Below are 14,796 nucleotides of genomic sequence, written 5' to 3'. Positions count from 1 at the left end.
CCTAGCTGCTCCGCGCCCGGTGCGCGTCGGTGTGCCCCCAGGTTTCGTCCCAATCCTGACCCGAGGCGTCGACCACGCGGCCATCGGCTTCGAAGAACTTGTTCGGCACCTGGAAGATCGCCAGGATCAAGGCTCCGTCCGGACACCAGGCGGCATGCCGGCTGCCCGCCTCGCGCCAGATGAATTCGCCGGCCTTGCAGGCAATGCCCTTGGCCGGGCCCTCCTTGTCGACGAGCGCGCCTTCAATGACGTAGCTCTGCTCGATGCCGACATGCTCGTGATCGGGCAGCACCGAGCCCGGCGCAAAGCGCATCAGGGCGGTCATTAGACCGCTGCCCCGATCGAACAGCAGCGTCTTGGCCTCGCACCCTGGAAAGCGTGTCTTCTGCCAGTCCATGTTTTGCGGCTGAACCAGGTGAGAATGCCGCCCGGCGGATTGTTCGCCCTTCGGGATCGTGGCGTCCATCACGATACTCCCTTCATCTCGATCGAGCCGAAGCTACCAGGATTGTCCGGCCGGGTCAGCGAGCGGTGCAACAGACGGGGACATTTGCCGATCGCGCTCGAAAAATTGGCAAGCGGACGGACGACGGCGCCGATCTTGCTTGATTGCGCCACGATTCCCGGCTCCAATCCGCCCCGCCATTTCTGGTTTAGGGAGACACCCATGATGAAGCGGATTTTCCTCGCAGCGATCGTTGCCGCTTTTGCAGCGGGCTCGGCCTTCGCGCAAGAGACCTGCGAGAGCAAGGCCGTCGGCAAGGACGGCAAGCCGCTGGCCGGCGCCGCCAAGACCTCGTTCCTGAAGAAGTGCAAGGCGGATGCCTGCGCACCCAAGGCCGTCGGCTCCGACGGCAAGCCGCTCGTCGGCGCCGCCAAGAACAGCTTCATGAAGAAGTGCGAGACCAGCGCGTAAGGCGCGCATTGCAAGAAACCTCTCGTGCCCCGAACGCAGCGCAGCGCTCTTCAGCGATGCGCTGCAGAGCCGGGGCCCATGTTTCCACACGCAGTCCGAGAGGTGGGTCCCGGCTCAGCGGCGCGTCACTGCGTGCCGCACCGCGTCCGGGACATGAGCCCGGCGACTGGTTCGCCGCCTCATTCCCGCTTGAACTTATAATCAAACGCTCCCTCCAGCGGCTTGATCCATCCCACTGTCGGCGCCGGAAAATGGATCGGCAGGATCAGCGTGTCGGTATCCGCAACTGACGCAAAGAACTTTCGCCGCGAGATCGCCGATTGTTTCGGATCCCAGTCCGGGCTCGCGCAAGCGAATTGATTGCAAATCTCTCGATCTGGTTGTAGCCCGGATGAAGCGTAGCGCAATCCGGGAAAGTCCCTCGCATGGTTCGCTATCGGCGAAATTTCGTACCCGGCGGGACGTACTTCTTCACCGTCACGCTGGACGATCGAAGGTCATCCGCGCTGGTGGATCACGTCGATAAGCTCCGCAGCGCATTCCGCGTAACGCGCGCCGAGCGACCGTTCACGATCAATGCAATCGTCATCTTGCCTGATCACCTCCACCTCATCATGACGCTGCCGGATGATGACGCTGATTTCTCCGGGAGATGGCGACGGATCAAGAGCCTGTTCACTCACCGGCTGGCCGCTTCCGGTGTCCCGATCTCCCGCAATGACCGTGGCGAATTCGCTTTGTGGCAACGGCGTTTTTGGGAGCACACTATTCGCGACGACACGGATTTCGAGCGCTGCGCCGACTACATCCACTACAATCCGGTAAAGCACGGGCTCGTTGCGTCGCCGATTGAATGGCCCTACACCTCGCTCCATCGCTGCGTTCGCGCTGGTGTACTGCCTCCCGATTGGGGAGGACCCGGCGAGATAAACGGCAACTTCGGTGAACGCGGAGACTGATCCCCGGATTACGCTTACGCTCCATCCGGGCTACGGGTCCATCAACTAACCCTCGTAGCCCGGATGGAGCGCAGCGTAATCCGGGGCCGGACCGACCGCACGGCACGACCGCCGACGTCACACGACCTCCAGATTACGCTTCGCTCCATCCGGGCTACCGCCCACCACTACGACCGCAATCCCGGCGCCTCCTGCCCGGTGCGCGCGACATATTCCGTGTAGCCGCCGCCATATTGGTGGATGCCCTCGGGCGTCAGCTCCAGCACGCGGTTCGACAGCGTCGCCAGAAAATGCCGGTCGTGCGAGACGAACAGCATGGTGCCCTCGAAATCCGACAGCGCGGTGATCAGCATCTCCTTGGTGGCGAGGTCGAGATGGTTGGTCGGCTCGTCCAGCACCAGGAAGTTCGGCGGGTCGAACAGCATCTTGGCCATCACGAGGCGCGCCTTCTCGCCGCCCGACAGCACCCGGCAGCGCTTCTCGACGTCGTCGCCGGAGAAGCCGAAGCAGCCGGCGAGCGCGCGCAATGAGCCTTGCCCCGCCGTCGGAAACGCGTCCTCCAGCGACTGGAACACGCTGCGCTCGCCGTCGAGCAGATCCATCGCGTGCTGGGCGAAATAGCCCATCTTGACGCTGCCCCCGAGCGCCACCGTGCCCTCGTCGGGCTCGCTCGCACCGGCGACGAGCTTGAGCAGCGTCGACTTGCCGGCGCCGTTGACGCCCATCACGCACCAGCGCTCCCGACGACGGATCATGAAATCGAGCCCGTCATAGATGCGCTTGCTGCCATAGCCCTTGTGGACGTTCTTCAAGGCCACGACGTCCTCGCCCGAGCGCGGCGCCGGCGGGAAGTCGAACACAACGCTCTGGCGGCGGCGCGGCGGCTCGACCCGCTCGATCTTGTCGAGCTTCTTGACCCGGCTTTGCACCTGCGCCGCATGCGAGGCGCGCGCCTTGAAGCGCTCGATGAACTTGATCTCCTTCGCAAGCATGGCCTGCTGGCGTTCGAACTGCGCCTGCTGCTGCTTCTCGTTCTGCGCCCGCTGCTGCTCGTAGAACTCGTAATCGCCGGTATAGGTGGTGAGCGAGCCGGAATCGATCTCGATCACCTTGGAGATCACGCGGTTGATGAACTCGCGGTCGTGCGAGGTCATCAGCAGCGTGCCTTCGTAATCGTGCAGGAACTTTTCCAGCCAGATCAGGCTTTCGAGGTCGAGATGGTTGCTCGGCTCGTCCAGCAGCATGACGTCGGGACGCATCAAGAGAATGCGCGCCAGCGCCACGCGCATCTTCCAGCCGCCGGAGAGTTTGCCGACATCCCCGTCCATCATCTCCTGGCTGAAGCCGAGGCCCGCCAAGGCCTCGCGCGCGCGGCCGTCGAGCGCATAGCCGTCGAGCTCCTCGAACCGGTGCTGCACCTCGCCATAGCGCGCGATGATCTCGTCCATCTGGTCGGCCTTGTCAGGATCGGCCATATCAGCCTCGAGCTCGCGCAGCTCGGCCGCAACCTCGCTGACGGGACCCGCGCCATTCATCACCTCGGCCACGGCACTGCGGCCAGACATCTCGCCGACGTCCTGGTTGAAATAGCCAATGGTGATGCCGCGATCGGTCGAGACCTGCCCCTCGTCGGGCAGTTCCTCGCCGGCGATCATCCGGAACAATGTGGTCTTGCCGGCGCCGTTCGGGCCGACGAGGCCGATCTTCTCGCCCTTGTTGAGGGCCGCGGAAGCTTCAATGAACAGGATCTGGTGGCCAGCCTGCTTGCTGACGTTGTCGAGACGGATCATGAGTTCTTTTTTGGGGGGAGTTTTTGCGTTGCAGCGTCATAGGGCATGCGGGGCGCGAGGGGAAGCCCGGCGAGGTACGGATCCATGTCATCTGAGCCTCGATTCTCACTCCGGCAGTCCAGCTTGGCGCAACCCCTCCTCGTATCGGCGAATATCCTCCGTCTTCTGATAGGGCCCCAACCGGTCCTTCAAATTGGACAGGACCAGCGTGGGATTGAGCGCTCGCAGCTCAGCCAATGAATGCCTGGCCTGGTCCATCTGTCCGGCCATCGCATGGCTTGCGGCAGCGATGCGCAGCGCTGGTTGGAAGCTTGGATGGTCCTGCAATGCCATTGCAGCCCAGCCGGCCGCGTCTTCGTAGCGGCCGGCAAAGAAATATGCATGCGCAACGCCGCTTCGCATTCCGCCCATCCGTGGGTCCAGAGGATCCAGGCGCATAGCACGCGCGAAGCGTTCGATCGCAGCTTCGGGCTCCCCGAGCCAACATTTCACCCATCCGCCGAAACGCCACGCCTCCGCCAGATTGGAATTCAGCACAAGCGCCCTCTCCATCAAGTCGGCGGCTGCGCCGAGATCGTGAACGACAAACGCCAAGGCCCATCCGCTCGCGGCGAGCGCAATCGCATCGTCTCGGCCCAGCTCGGTCGCTTTCCGAGTGAGCCGCGCAACCTCGGCTATTTCGTTCGGAGTAACCGCAATCCAACCATCAGCCTTGAGGCGGGCGAAGCAGGATGCGGCGCGCCCGTAGGCACATGCGAGGTCTGGATCAAGCTCGATTGCACGATAGAACAGGCGTAGCGCTTCTTCATTCGCTTGCTGGCTGGCAAACTGGTACAGCTTGGCCATGCCGCGCAAATAGAAGGCATAAGCGTCCAGATTCTCGGTCGGCTTACGCTTGGCGTGCTCGATCTCGGCTTTTTCCACGGCCGGTGCAATGGCGGCGACGACGCTCTCGGTCACCCGATCCTGCAGGTCAAATACGTCCCCTATCCCGCCATCGATTCGGTTGGCCCAAAGATGGCTCCCGGTTGCGGTATCGAGAAGTTGTGCGGTGATCCGTATGCGGTTCGATGCTTTGCGGACGCTTCCTTCCAGAACGTAGCGTACCCCGAGCTCACGCCCGACCTGCTTCACATCCACCGCGCGCCCCTTGTAGGTGAAGCTGGAATTCCGGGCAGTGACCAGCAACGCCTTGAAGTGGGATAGCGCCGTTATGATGTCGTCGACCATCCCGTCGGCAAAATAATCCTGTTCCGGATCGGCGCTCAGGTTGGTGAAGGGGAGAACCGCGATTGAAGGCTTGTCCGGCAAGCTGAGAACCGGTCGAGGCGGTTCTTTCGGTCGATCGGCGATGATTGGGTCTGCGCTGCCCTGTTCCTCCCGCACGCGTCCGACGAAGCGGTAGCCCTTGCGCGGCAGTGTCTTGATGAGGCGCTGCACATCGCCGGAATCGCCGATGGCATTCCGAGCCGCATTCAGCCGAGTGGTCAGCGCTGCGTCGGATACGACACGTCCGTTCCAGACCGCCTTGATAATCTCCTCCTTGCTGAGGACGCGCTCCCTGTTGCGGATCAAATAGTCGAGCAGATCGAATACCCGTGGCGCAACGGGTATCATGTCCGTCCCACGACGCAGTTCGCGCCGTTCAGAGTCAAATACAAATTCATCGAAGAAATAGCGCAAGCTGCAACGACCTGAGTGATGTGCGACGGTGCTGATGCCAAAGATAAGCCATCAGTGAGGAAATGGTAAGACGAAGGTTAAGCGAGTACGGGAACGCCCTGATACGGTCTGCGCGCGAGGATTCAGATCGCAGAACACAGGTCTCCGAAGGAGGGTGCTATCCGCATGTCCGGTCGCTCTGCCGCTGTCATCGGCGTCCTTCTGGCCGTCGCCTTATCCTGGAGCTCTGCTGTCGTTGCCGCTGACTGGCCGCATCGGACCGTCCGCTTGATTCTGCCCGTGCCGGCCGGGAGTGCCGCCGATTTCAGCGCGCGGCTTTTTGCGGAGCGACTTTCCCAACGCTGGAGACAGCCCGTCATCGTGGAAAATCGGCCGGGAGCCGATGGCGTGATCGGGGTCTCTGCCTTTCTCAACGCCGACGACGATCATGCCCTGCTTTATGGAATCTCGGCCGTATACACTGTCCATCCGATTACGCTCGAGAAATTGCCCTATGATCCGGTGCGTGAACTGGTCCCGATATCTCCAACTTCAGACGTCGTCCTGGCAATTGCGGCCAGCGAGAAGAGCTCGATCCGCTCGCTCGCCGATTTGGTCGAAACGGCTCGGGCTCAACCAGGCAAGCTGAACTGGGCGGGCGCGCCCGGTCTTCCGCCCTTCGTTGTCGGAGGGTTCTTCAAGAATTTGAAACTGGATCTCGCTGTTGTTTCCTATCGCGACCTTGCCCCCGCTCTCCACGATCTTGGAGAGGGCCGCATAGATGTGTTCGCGCACGCACTGGGCGTGATCATGCCGCAGGTGCAGTCAGGCAAAGCGCGGCTCCTTGCAGTTGCGAGCGACGTCCGGGCGCCGCTTGTTCCTGATGTGCCGACCGTAGCAGAAGCCGGATTTCCCGAACTTCGAATGGAGGGCGTGGTGGGATTCTACGGCAAACGCGGAATGCCCGAGACCTTGCGTGACCGGATTGCATCCGATGTCCGCGCCGTCGCAAGCGATCCCGGCATTCGTGAAAGACTGGCCGCCGTTGGGCAGGCTGCTCGTCCAGGTACCGCGTCCGAGTTCTCTGCCTTGCTGGACCAATACCGCCGACGCCTTGCCGATCTTGCGAAGGCAATCCAGTTCAAAGCGACCCAGTGACGGAGTCCGTCAAGTGGCATCCGACCCTTCGCGCGATCTGCTGGCCCTCATCAATGGCTTTCAGATCACACAGGCCATCCGTGTCGCCGCAACGCTGCGAGTCGCCGACCATCTGCATGACGGCGCTCGTTCGGTCGGCGAGCTCGCGGCACTGACAAAAACTCATCCTGATTCGCTGTACCGGTTGTTACGGGCGCTCGCTGCAGTGGATATTTTCCGAGAAGAGGAAGACCGAACATTTGGGCTCACCCCAATGGGCGATTGTTTGCGCACGGATTCCGCGACGCCGCTCGGAGCGTGGGCGGAAGTGGTCGGAAGCCCGTATTTCTGGCAGGCTTGGGGCCATCTGCTGCACAGCGTGCAAACCGGCGAGAACGCGTTTCAAGATCTGAACGGCAAGGACGTGTGGCAATTCCGCGCCGAGCACCCCGAACACGGCGCAACGTTCGATCGTGCGATGACGCAATTATCTCGCGCCAGCGCCGAAGCGGTGGTTCGCGCCTATGATTTTTCGCCGTTCCGCCACATCGTGGACGTCGGTGGCGGGCAAGGCTTGATGTTGGCGGAGATCTTGCGCGCTCACCCTCACATTCGCGGCACGCTGTTCGATCAGCAGGGCGTCATAGCGAGAGCAAGGGCCGTATTGGCGGAACGCGGCGTCATCGATCGGTGCGATATCGTGGGCGGAAGCTTCTTCGAAACGCTGCCTGAAGGCGCCGATGCTTATCTGATGCGAGCCGTCATTCACGATTGGAGCGACGATGAAGCCATCGCCATCCTGAAAGTGTGCCGGCGCGCGACGCAGGATACTGCAAGATTGCTTCTCATCGAACGTCTTGTCGGCCGCCCCAACGAAGCGCCGGCCATCAAGTTCAGCGATCTGAATATGCTTGTTTCGCCGGGCGGACGAGAGCGCACGCGCGAGGAATTTTCAGACCTCCTTGCTAGGTCCGGCTTCGAGTTGGCGCGCGTTTTTGCCGCGGGCATCCATAATGTGATTGAAGCTCGGCCGCGCTGAGTAACGAGGATTACCGCTCTCCCCTATGGGCCTCATAGGGGGAATGACGAGGCAACAAGCGGGCGGGTTTGCCGGCGCATCGCTCGTGGTTCTCGTCACTCCCCGTTGGATCAGCCTGCGGCGCTCGGCACGGGCGTGTTGAGCAGCTGCTGCTCCCACAGGAAGGCGATGCCGCTGCCGGCGGCATGCTGCACAAGCAGCTCCGAAAGCTCGGCGGCATGCTCTGTCCGGGCCCAGTCGCGCTGCCACTCCGACGCCACTGCCAGCCAGGTCATCATGTTCGCGCCGGCCGCGATCATGCGCTGGATGGCGACCTCGTGGGCCTCGACCGAAGTGCCGCCGGACGCATCGGTGACAACCGTCACGTCCCAACCTTCGCCGAGCGCCTGGATCGTCGGCATCGCAACGCAAATCTCGGTCCATAGGCCGGCGATGATGAGCTGCTTGCGGCCGGTCGCCTTGACCGCGTCGACCACCTTTTTATCTTGCCAGGTATTGATGAACGTCCGGTCGATCACCTCCTGACCGGGGAAGACATCCGTGATCTGCGGGAAGATGAGACCGCCGCGATCGGCGATCACGGTCGTCAGGATGGTCGGAACGCCGAAGGCCTTCGCGGCCTTCGCCAACGCCGTCGAATTGTTGACGACCATGTGCGGATCGTGGCTGTTCAGATTCGCAAGCTGGTAAGGCTGGTGGTCGATCAGAACGAGCACCGAATCTTCAGGGCGAAGAAGCGAAGCAAGCCCATTGCGAAAGCTCATGAATATATCCTCTCTTGTGCTGAGACATGCGCCGACTGCGGCGCCGCGCCCAGACACTTGTCATTGCCATTTGTGATACGATAGCGCCCTATTCTGCCAAGCTGTGTCGCAAAGTGGGGAACGCCGAGTTGGACATTGAAGACTTGAATACATTCGTCGAAGTAGCCGATGCTGGGGGCGTTTCGGCCGCCGCGCGCCGGCTCGGCGTCTCGAAGTCGATCGTCAGCCGGCGGCTAGTCCGCCTTGAAGCGGAGCTGGGTGTCCAGCTTCTTGCAAGAACCACCCGTGGCGCCGCTCTCACGGAAGCCGGGATCACGTTTCGAAACCATGCAGCCATAGCCCGCGCCGAGATCGACGCGGCCAAGGACCCGCGGGCGATCTTCGCGGCCGCCTGCGGATTGCTGTGCCGCTTTCGTTCGGCCCGACCCACTTCGCGCCCATACTCGCGGAAATGGCGCGACGTCACTCGCAGCTTCGCATCCACACTGCCTATAGCGATCGCTTCGTCGATATCATTGCAGAGGGATTCGATTGCGCCATTCGGGTTGGCTATCTTCAAGACTCTAACCTGATTGCGAGACGCGTCGGGCCGATCTACGGGAAGCTTGTCGCGAGCCCGGACTATATCAAGGCGCACGGTGCCCCGGAGACGCTGGACGAGCTCATCGCCCATGAAGCGCTGATGCAAGGTACCGAAACCTGGCAGTTCGTGGATGGAGACGAAATCGTCACGGTTCATCCGCGGGGTCGCTTTAAGGCCGACAACGGCACAGCTCTCGCCGTCGCCGCGGCAGCAGGGCTCGGGGTCGCTTGGCTCCCCGATTGCGTGGTCCATGAATACCTGGCATCGGGCGCGCTTGTTTCGGTCATGACCCGCCATCCACCACCATCGGCAGGTGCATACGTCGTTCGCCCGCCGGGCCAACATCCCTCACGGAAGGTGCAGGCCCTTACTGAACTGTTGATCGAGCGTCTCGAAGAAAATCCGCCCCTTGCGTGAACCGCTCCCGTCCATGCTCCTATCCGAAGGGCGAAACATCTGTCGCCGTCAGATAGCCGCAAGTCCGGTCTGGAAAGTCAGTCATGGACGAGTGCTGCCTCGGCAGGTGCGGCTTTCTCACGCCGCACGAACACGAAGCGGGACGTTACCGATACGTCCGCATCGTCGTGTGCATCCTGGCCAATGAGGATGAGCCCTGCTCCGCCATTGGCTACCGTTAAGATGATCGGCTCACCGGCCCAAGTCCTGATCGGCTCCATCGCAATGATGAGAAACTCACCGATTGGCTGGTCCAGATACTGAAGCCTGAGCTGGGGAGCGACTTCGGCGGGGGCAAGTCCAAGACCAAGTCGTTGTGCATGCGCATAGATTTTTTGTAGCGATGCCGTCTCGCCCTGGAGACCGAGTTCGGCCGCCGAAACCGAAAGAAGCTCTACTTCAGTTTTCTGGCCGCTGAGGGTGAAGGCCGGCCGAGCAAGGACCTCCGCAGCCGAGTCGCCGACGCCACAACCCATTGCACTCATTGCGTTGCGAAGGGCGATTGGATCCCTGAACGTTCCTATCGCAATCGTCTTCCATACCGGAAGATCAGCGGCAGAGCCGACTGGAATCCGGGGACCGGCAGCCGGCGGAGCTGCCTTTTGGGTCAGGTGGGTCCGCAGGACGTCCTGCGCGGTGCATTGAGCTTTGGCCTCATATACGGGGGCGAGGATGAATACGTTACAGAGTAACAGAAAGACAAATGTACCGCCGCTGTGCCAGGCCGTCGAACGATTTGGCCTCGCGATACCTCGCTGTGAGGTCACGTAATCGATCTCGCCCCGCGTCGTGCCGATATCCTCGAGCTCCCTGTCGCTGAGTTCGTGCAGGGCTGCTTGGGCCATCTGGCGTCCACGCCGTTCTTGAACTGCACTCCACAACCTCTTGATAAGAATGGCGACTTGCCACGTTGATTCGGCAGTCCGTCTCACCCACCTGGCGCCGTAGGTCATGCTCATCGGTGGCTCCCACTGGGCATTGTTTCTGCCGGGTGAGGCTGCCAGGGTCCTATCGGACACGCTTGACTCGCAGCTTACATTTTCCTTATCGGCTGCTTATTGTTTGCATTCGGAACCGCCCTCCGCGTGGCGGAGATTCTTTTAGCGGAGTGGCAGCTTGCGCTACCTCTTCGAGGAATACGTATTGGATGCCGATCGGCGCGAGTTGCGTCGCGGTGCGGAGGTCATTCCGGTTGCGCCACAGGCGTTTGACCTCTTGCATTATCTGATCTGCAATCGAGATCAGGTTGTCAGTAAGGACGACTTGATAAAGGCGATTTGGAACGGCCGTGCCGTATCCGATGCGGCATTGACGACTCGCATCAACGCGGTTCGAAGCGCAGTCGGTGATACCGGCGACATACAGCGCCTCATCAAGACGTTGCCCCGCAAAGGCCTCCATTTCATCGGAACGGTTCAAGAAACGGAGGAGCCCGCATCTCGCTCCGGCATCTTGAGTAGACTTGGCACCAAGGGGGCCACCTCGGCTTCGCCGCCTCGTCTTTCCATAGTCGTGCTGCCTTTCGCCAACCTCAGTGGCGATCCCGAGCAAGACTACTTCGTTGACGGCGTAGCCGAGAGTCTAACCACCGACTTGTCGCGTATCAGCGGCTCGTTCGTTATAGGTCGACACACAGCATTCACGTACAAGGACAAGAAAATCGACCTAAAGCGGATCGGCCGAGAGTTGAACGTCCGGTATTTGCTGGAAGGCTCGCTGCAACGCAGCGGCGATCGACTGCGCGTAAATGTTCAGCTCCTCGATACGGAAACCTGTGCGCATCTTTGGGCCGACCGTTTTGATAAGCTCGTTGCCGATCTGTTCGATATGCAGGACGAGATCATATCGCGGCTCGCCAACGCACTCGAAGCGCAGCTCACTGAACAGGAGGCCAGACGGTCTGCACGGTCTCCGAACCCCAATTCAATGGACCTTCGTTTTCAAGCTACAGCCCTGCTGCACAAGGGGAGAACTCCCGAGTACCTGGGGAAAGCGCGCGATCTTTTTCAGCGAGCGTTGGCACTTGATCCTGAAAACACAGCGGCGATGGTGGGAACGGCGATTGTCGACCTGTCGCTCGGATCGGGCCTTTATTCGTCAGACAGGACCGCGCGCCTCACAATGGCGGAGGGGGCCTTGGTGAAAGCGTTGTCTCAGGCGCCGAACTATGCTTTGGCCCATCTAGTATTGGGCGACCTGCTAATTCTCACGTATCGAGCGCCACAAGGCATCGCCGAGTGTGAGCGTGCATTGGACTTGGACCCCAATTTGGCAGGTGCACATGCGCAGATTGGTGCAGCGAAGTTTCTTACCGGTCGCGCGTTGGAGACTGAGGCTCACATGAACGAGGCCTTTCGCCTCTCGCCTCGCGACATACTTGCCTATCGTTGGCTGTTGTACGCCGGTGCAGCCAAATTTCAGCTTTCGGCGGATAAGGAGGCGGTTGACCGCTGGCAACGCAGCCTTGAAGCCAATCGCAACTATCCCATCACGCACTTCTTGCTCGCGGCTTCGCTCGCGCTGCTCGGCTCAACGGATCAGGCGAAGGCAGCCGTCAAGGCAGGACTCACGCTCGATCCCAACTTTTCAATTCTTCGATTCCGAAACGGCGCGTTGAGCGATCATCCGACCTATCTTGCAATGCGCGAACGGATGTATCGGGGCTTGCGCCTGGCCGGCGTGCCGGAGGGATGATGTCCGCTCACGGTCCGTGCAGACCTTCGGGCAAACGAGCGCGGAAGTCTCCTGCGGGCCTTGCTGATATTGGTGAGGACGACGCGTGAAGCCTGCTTCAGCCCGTAGCCTGTAGCATGGGTAGAGCGCAGCGAAACCCATCGACAGCATCGGACCACCAAGCATCATGGGTTTCGCAAGTGCTCTACCCATCCTACGGGCTGCCGCGGCTCCTACCGCCGCCGCGCCTAGACCATAGGCCGCGCCCCTATACGCCCCGCGATAAGCCGCATTGCGGTACACTCCACGAGCCACTGCCATACCGCGCCACAGGACGGCCTTGTACCGGCCGATATCCGTAACCACGCCCAGCGACGCCATACCGGCCTCCTGCAACGCGGTATCCGCCGCCTCGTACATGCGCAACCCGCGCGCCGCCATGGACCGCTCCAGCGCGCATGCCGCCACCATGAAACCCACCGCCGCCACGGCGGGCGTATGCATCGTCAGGAATAAGGCTGATCGTGACGAAAACCAGAGCGGCCAGAGCAAAGAGAAGGAATCGAAGCATGACATTCCTCCATGACTGCATGGGGTGCCGTGCACTGACGAGGCGATGCCGCTCGCGGATCGGCACCCGACGAGAGCCTTTGCTTCCACTCAGTTGGGCATTTGATTCAGATCAAATGTCAGCAACTTTGACTTCAGCTTTTTTTGAAGTCTTCGGGTCTGTCGTTCGAGGATCACCATTTTCGCCGGACGTGCGCGCGTTCGTCACGCGGCCAATAGGGATTCTCCAGGCACATCGCAGCAAGTCCGGTCGCCGCGGCTCGGCACTGATCCCACGATGTATAGGCGCACTCGAAATACGTGCTGCCACCCCACTCCCATTTCTGAAGGCAGACGGGGCGCCTGGGATCGAAAGTTTGAGCTGTAGCCGCGCCAACCATCAGGATCGCCGCACTGCCCAGCATCAGCCAACGGAGCATCCGCATCGCCACCTCCCTTAAATGTCAGCAAAGCTTCAGGTCGACCGCCGCTCTGCTGTCGATATATGTCACCCGGCCAGAATACCCTCAAGGCAGCCGCTGGAACGAAAGCGCCACCCTGTCCGATTTGTTGCGGGCCGGCGGGATATTCCCAATAGCGATGTGCGATCACAGTCGCCGTCAAGACGAAGAGAAAAACTAGAACTGCGCTACGAAGATCCACGCAAGCAGGATGCGACCGATACGAATCAGAAGGTCGGCACTCCCCGTTGCGAAACCGTCGATCCGGGACGAAGGGCCGGGGCGAGCGGAATGGCATAGGTACTGCCTCACTTTGCCTGAGGAAGGCCCACGCGCCCGCCAACTGCTGGCGGTCAAGGTAGCGTCCGGTTTACACCTCACGGCTGACATCGGGGGGCGTCAGCCGGAATTTGTCGCGATGGGCCATGTGTGGACGGCTCCGGGTTGGCAAGGAGAATCTTCACTTTGCGGCGTTGGTCGGAGCAGCCATGTGTTCGGCCTGTTTGTGCGGTTCACTTGACCGCTGGCCATAATGCCCTCCGCGGATCAGGTCCCGATCAAAAGCACGCATTCGAAGATGCCGTGGCCCGTATGGGTTGTCCTGATCGCCGGATCGACCGGCGCTGCATTACGTGCTGTTCGCCCTCCCAACCGTTACGTCACGCCGGCGATGTCGGCGCGATCTCGTTTAGGCCGCCAGCGCGGCCGGCTCCTGGTAGCGTTCGTTCCTCGCCATCATCGCCCAGGCCATCCTGGCGAGCTTGTTGGCAAGCGCGATGGCCGCGACCTTGGTGGGCCGGCGGGCCAACAATCGCGTGAGCCATGGCCGATGATCGGTGCCATGGATCTTGGCGTAGCGGATTACGGCGAGCGCGCCAGCCGTAAACAGGCTACGCAAATAGCGATCGCCCTGCTTGCTGATGCTGCCAAGCTTGTCTTTGCCCCCGCTCGAGCTCTGCTTCGGTACAAGCCCAACCCAGGCCGAGAAGTCTCGTCCCGATCGAAAAGCTCTAGGATCAGCAATGCTCGCGACCAGAGCTGTTGCCAAAGCCGGCCCAACGCCGGGGATCGCGTCCAGCCGTTTGCTCGTCGCGCTTGATCGATGCCAGGCGATGATGCGTCGGTCGAACTCCAGGATCTGGGCCTTCAGCGCGCGCAATTGACCACCGAGAGCAGCAAGACACATCCGGGCGCCCTCCGGGACTCGGTCTTCGGCTGTATCGGCGACGACTTCCAGCAGTTGCTCGACACCCCTGCGCCCGACAGGGGCGACAATCCCGAACTCGGCGAGATAGGCGCGGATTGAATTGATCACGGCAGTCTGCTGGCGGATGAAGAGGTGGCGCGCTCGGTGAAGCATCAGACAGCTCTGTTGTTCAACCGTCTTGGTCGGCACGAACCGCATGTTGGGCCTCGTCACCGCCTCGCAAATCGCCTCCGCATCAGCGCTGTCGTTCTTCTGCCGCTTGACGTAGGGCTTCACATAGGCCGGAGGCATCAATCGCACCGCATGCCCCAATGCCTGCAACTCGCGGGACCAATGGTGTGATGATGCGCAAGCCTCGATCCCTACCAGGCAGGGCGGCAGCTTCTGGAAAAACGTCAGGACTTGCCGGCGCTTCAACTGACGGCGGATGATCACCTGGCCAGCTGCATCAACGCCGTGCACTTGGAAGACTGACTTCGCGATATCCAGACCGATGGTCGAAATTGGCTGCATAGGGCTGCTCCTCCGAATCGTGGGAGCCTCAAACGGCGCCCACACCTTGGCACTCTCGTGCCGGTGGAGGAGCCGTCCACAGCATCA

General features: G+C 61.3%; 14 protein-coding genes and 2 pseudogenes. 7 read left to right on the top strand and 9 right to left on the bottom strand.

Annotation, left to right across the window (positions count from 1 at the left end):
- Position 1 precedes the first annotated feature (1 nt).
- Complete coding sequence (locus tag YU9_RS0107100) at positions 2 to 466, bottom strand: cupin domain-containing protein (RefSeq protein WP_027572169.1); 465 nt, start codon at positions 464 to 466, stop codon at positions 2 to 4.
- On the bottom strand, positions 466 to 618 hold the full coding sequence (locus YU9_RS47490; RefSeq protein WP_156951735.1) for a hypothetical protein: 153 nt from the start codon (positions 616 to 618) through the stop codon (positions 466 to 468). Before YU9_RS47490 ends, YU9_RS0107100 begins: the two co-directional genes overlap by 1 nt.
- A 49-nt stretch (positions 619 to 667) precedes the next feature.
- Here YU9_RS47490 and YU9_RS0107090 point away from each other — a divergent pair, with 49 nt between their 5' ends.
- Positions 668 to 916, top strand: coding sequence for a hypothetical protein (locus YU9_RS0107090; protein WP_036017136.1), 249 nt, complete (start codon positions 668 to 670; stop codon positions 914 to 916).
- A 179-nt stretch (positions 917 to 1,095) separates the two neighbouring features.
- Here the strand turns inward: YU9_RS0107090 and YU9_RS45490 are convergent.
- A pseudogene (locus YU9_RS45490) lies at positions 1,096 to 1,263 on the bottom strand (MBL fold metallo-hydrolase); the annotation flags it as partial.
- A gap of 78 nt (positions 1,264 to 1,341) precedes the next feature.
- On the opposite strand from YU9_RS45490, the gene YU9_RS0107085 reads away from it, so the two are divergent.
- Entirely contained in the window at positions 1,342 to 1,875 is a 534-nt protein-coding gene (locus tag YU9_RS0107085) for a transposase (RefSeq protein ID WP_027572167.1), read from the top strand.
- A gap of 167 nt (positions 1,876 to 2,042) precedes the next feature.
- On the opposite strand, the gene YU9_RS0107080 is transcribed toward YU9_RS0107085, so the two are convergent.
- On the bottom strand, positions 2,043 to 3,665 hold the full coding sequence (locus tag YU9_RS0107080; RefSeq protein ID WP_027572166.1) for an ABC-F family ATP-binding cassette domain-containing protein: 1,623 nt from the start codon (positions 3,663 to 3,665) through the stop codon (positions 2,043 to 2,045).
- Positions 3,666 to 3,770: 105 nt separating this feature from the next.
- Positions 3,771 to 5,348: a winged helix-turn-helix domain-containing protein gene (locus YU9_RS0107075; RefSeq protein ID WP_027572165.1), complete on the bottom strand. Its 1,578-nt coding sequence runs from the start codon at positions 5,346 to 5,348 to the stop codon at positions 3,771 to 3,773.
- A 165-nt stretch (positions 5,349 to 5,513) separates the two neighbouring features.
- On the opposite strand from YU9_RS0107075, the gene YU9_RS0107070 reads away from it, so the two are divergent.
- A complete protein-coding gene (locus YU9_RS0107070; protein WP_051380360.1) occupies positions 5,514 to 6,485 on the top strand; it encodes a tripartite tricarboxylate transporter substrate binding protein in 972 nt (323 codons plus the stop codon).
- Positions 6,486 to 6,498: 13 nt separating this feature from the next.
- Positions 6,499 to 7,503, top strand: coding sequence for a methyltransferase (locus YU9_RS0107065; protein WP_027572163.1), 1,005 nt, complete (start codon positions 6,499 to 6,501; stop codon positions 7,501 to 7,503).
- A 110-nt stretch (positions 7,504 to 7,613) separates the two neighbouring features.
- Here the strand turns inward: YU9_RS0107065 and YU9_RS0107060 are convergent, their stop codons facing one another.
- Complete coding sequence (locus tag YU9_RS0107060) at positions 7,614 to 8,267, bottom strand: hydrolase (protein WP_027572162.1); 654 nt, start codon at positions 8,265 to 8,267, stop codon at positions 7,614 to 7,616.
- Positions 8,268 to 8,395: 128 nt separating this feature from the next.
- Here YU9_RS0107060 and YU9_RS41090 point away from each other — a divergent pair.
- Positions 8,396 to 9,267, top strand: a pseudogene (locus tag YU9_RS41090) (LysR family transcriptional regulator).
- 77 nt (positions 9,268 to 9,344) lie between these two features.
- Here YU9_RS41090 and YU9_RS0107050 read toward each other — a convergent pair.
- Positions 9,345 to 10,265, bottom strand: coding sequence for a DUF1127 domain-containing protein (locus YU9_RS0107050; RefSeq protein WP_027572161.1), 921 nt, complete (start codon positions 10,263 to 10,265; stop codon positions 9,345 to 9,347).
- Between the two features lie 157 nt (positions 10,266 to 10,422).
- Here YU9_RS0107050 and YU9_RS0107045 point away from each other — a divergent pair, with 157 nt between their 5' ends.
- A complete protein-coding gene (locus YU9_RS0107045; RefSeq protein ID WP_027572160.1) occupies positions 10,423 to 12,000 on the top strand; it encodes a winged helix-turn-helix domain-containing protein in 1,578 nt (525 codons plus the stop codon).
- Positions 12,001 to 12,319: 319 nt separating this feature from the next.
- A complete protein-coding gene (locus YU9_RS51010; RefSeq protein ID WP_156951734.1) occupies positions 12,320 to 12,565 on the top strand; it encodes a hypothetical protein in 246 nt (81 codons plus the stop codon).
- Between the two features lie 157 nt (positions 12,566 to 12,722).
- Here the strand turns inward: YU9_RS51010 and YU9_RS0107035 are convergent, their stop codons facing one another.
- Positions 12,723 to 12,974: a DUF3551 domain-containing protein gene (locus YU9_RS0107035; protein ID WP_027572159.1), complete on the bottom strand. Its 252-nt coding sequence runs from the start codon at positions 12,972 to 12,974 to the stop codon at positions 12,723 to 12,725.
- 703 nt (positions 12,975 to 13,677) lie between these two features.
- On the bottom strand, positions 13,678 to 14,709 hold the full coding sequence (locus YU9_RS0107030) for an IS110 family transposase (RefSeq protein WP_036017133.1): 1,032 nt from the start codon (positions 14,707 to 14,709) through the stop codon (positions 13,678 to 13,680).
- Positions 14,710 to 14,796 lie beyond the last annotated feature (87 nt).

The organism is Bradyrhizobium sp. WSM1743 (assembly GCF_000473065.1).
Classification (GTDB): domain Bacteria; phylum Pseudomonadota; class Alphaproteobacteria; order Rhizobiales; family Xanthobacteraceae; genus Bradyrhizobium.
This window is presented reverse-complemented; position numbering and strand designations above follow the sequence as displayed.

Coding starts and splice junctions, on each gene's coding strand:
- YU9_RS0107100 (WP_027572169.1), bottom strand. CDS start 466: ATGGACGCCACGATCCCGAAGGGCGAACAATCCGCCGGGCGGCATTCT.
- YU9_RS0107090 (WP_036017136.1), top strand. CDS start 668: ATGATGAAGCGGATTTTCCTCGCAGCGATCGTTGCCGCTTTTGCAGCG.
- YU9_RS0107085 (WP_027572167.1), top strand. CDS start 1,342: ATGGTTCGCTATCGGCGAAATTTCGTACCCGGCGGGACGTACTTCTTC.
- YU9_RS0107080 (WP_027572166.1), bottom strand. CDS start 3,665: ATGATCCGTCTCGACAACGTCAGCAAGCAGGCTGGCCACCAGATCCTG.
- YU9_RS0107070 (WP_051380360.1), top strand. CDS start 5,514: ATGTCCGGTCGCTCTGCCGCTGTCATCGGCGTCCTTCTGGCCGTCGCC.
- YU9_RS0107060 (WP_027572162.1), bottom strand. CDS start 8,267: ATGAGCTTTCGCAATGGGCTTGCTTCGCTTCTTCGCCCTGAAGATTCG.
- YU9_RS0107050 (WP_027572161.1), bottom strand. CDS start 10,265: ATGAGCATGACCTACGGCGCCAGGTGGGTGAGACGGACTGCCGAATCA.
- YU9_RS0107035 (WP_027572159.1), bottom strand. CDS start 12,974: ATGCGGATGCTCCGTTGGCTGATGCTGGGCAGTGCGGCGATCCTGATG.
- YU9_RS0107030 (WP_036017133.1), bottom strand. CDS start 14,709: ATGCAGCCAATTTCGACCATCGGTCTGGATATCGCGAAGTCAGTCTTC.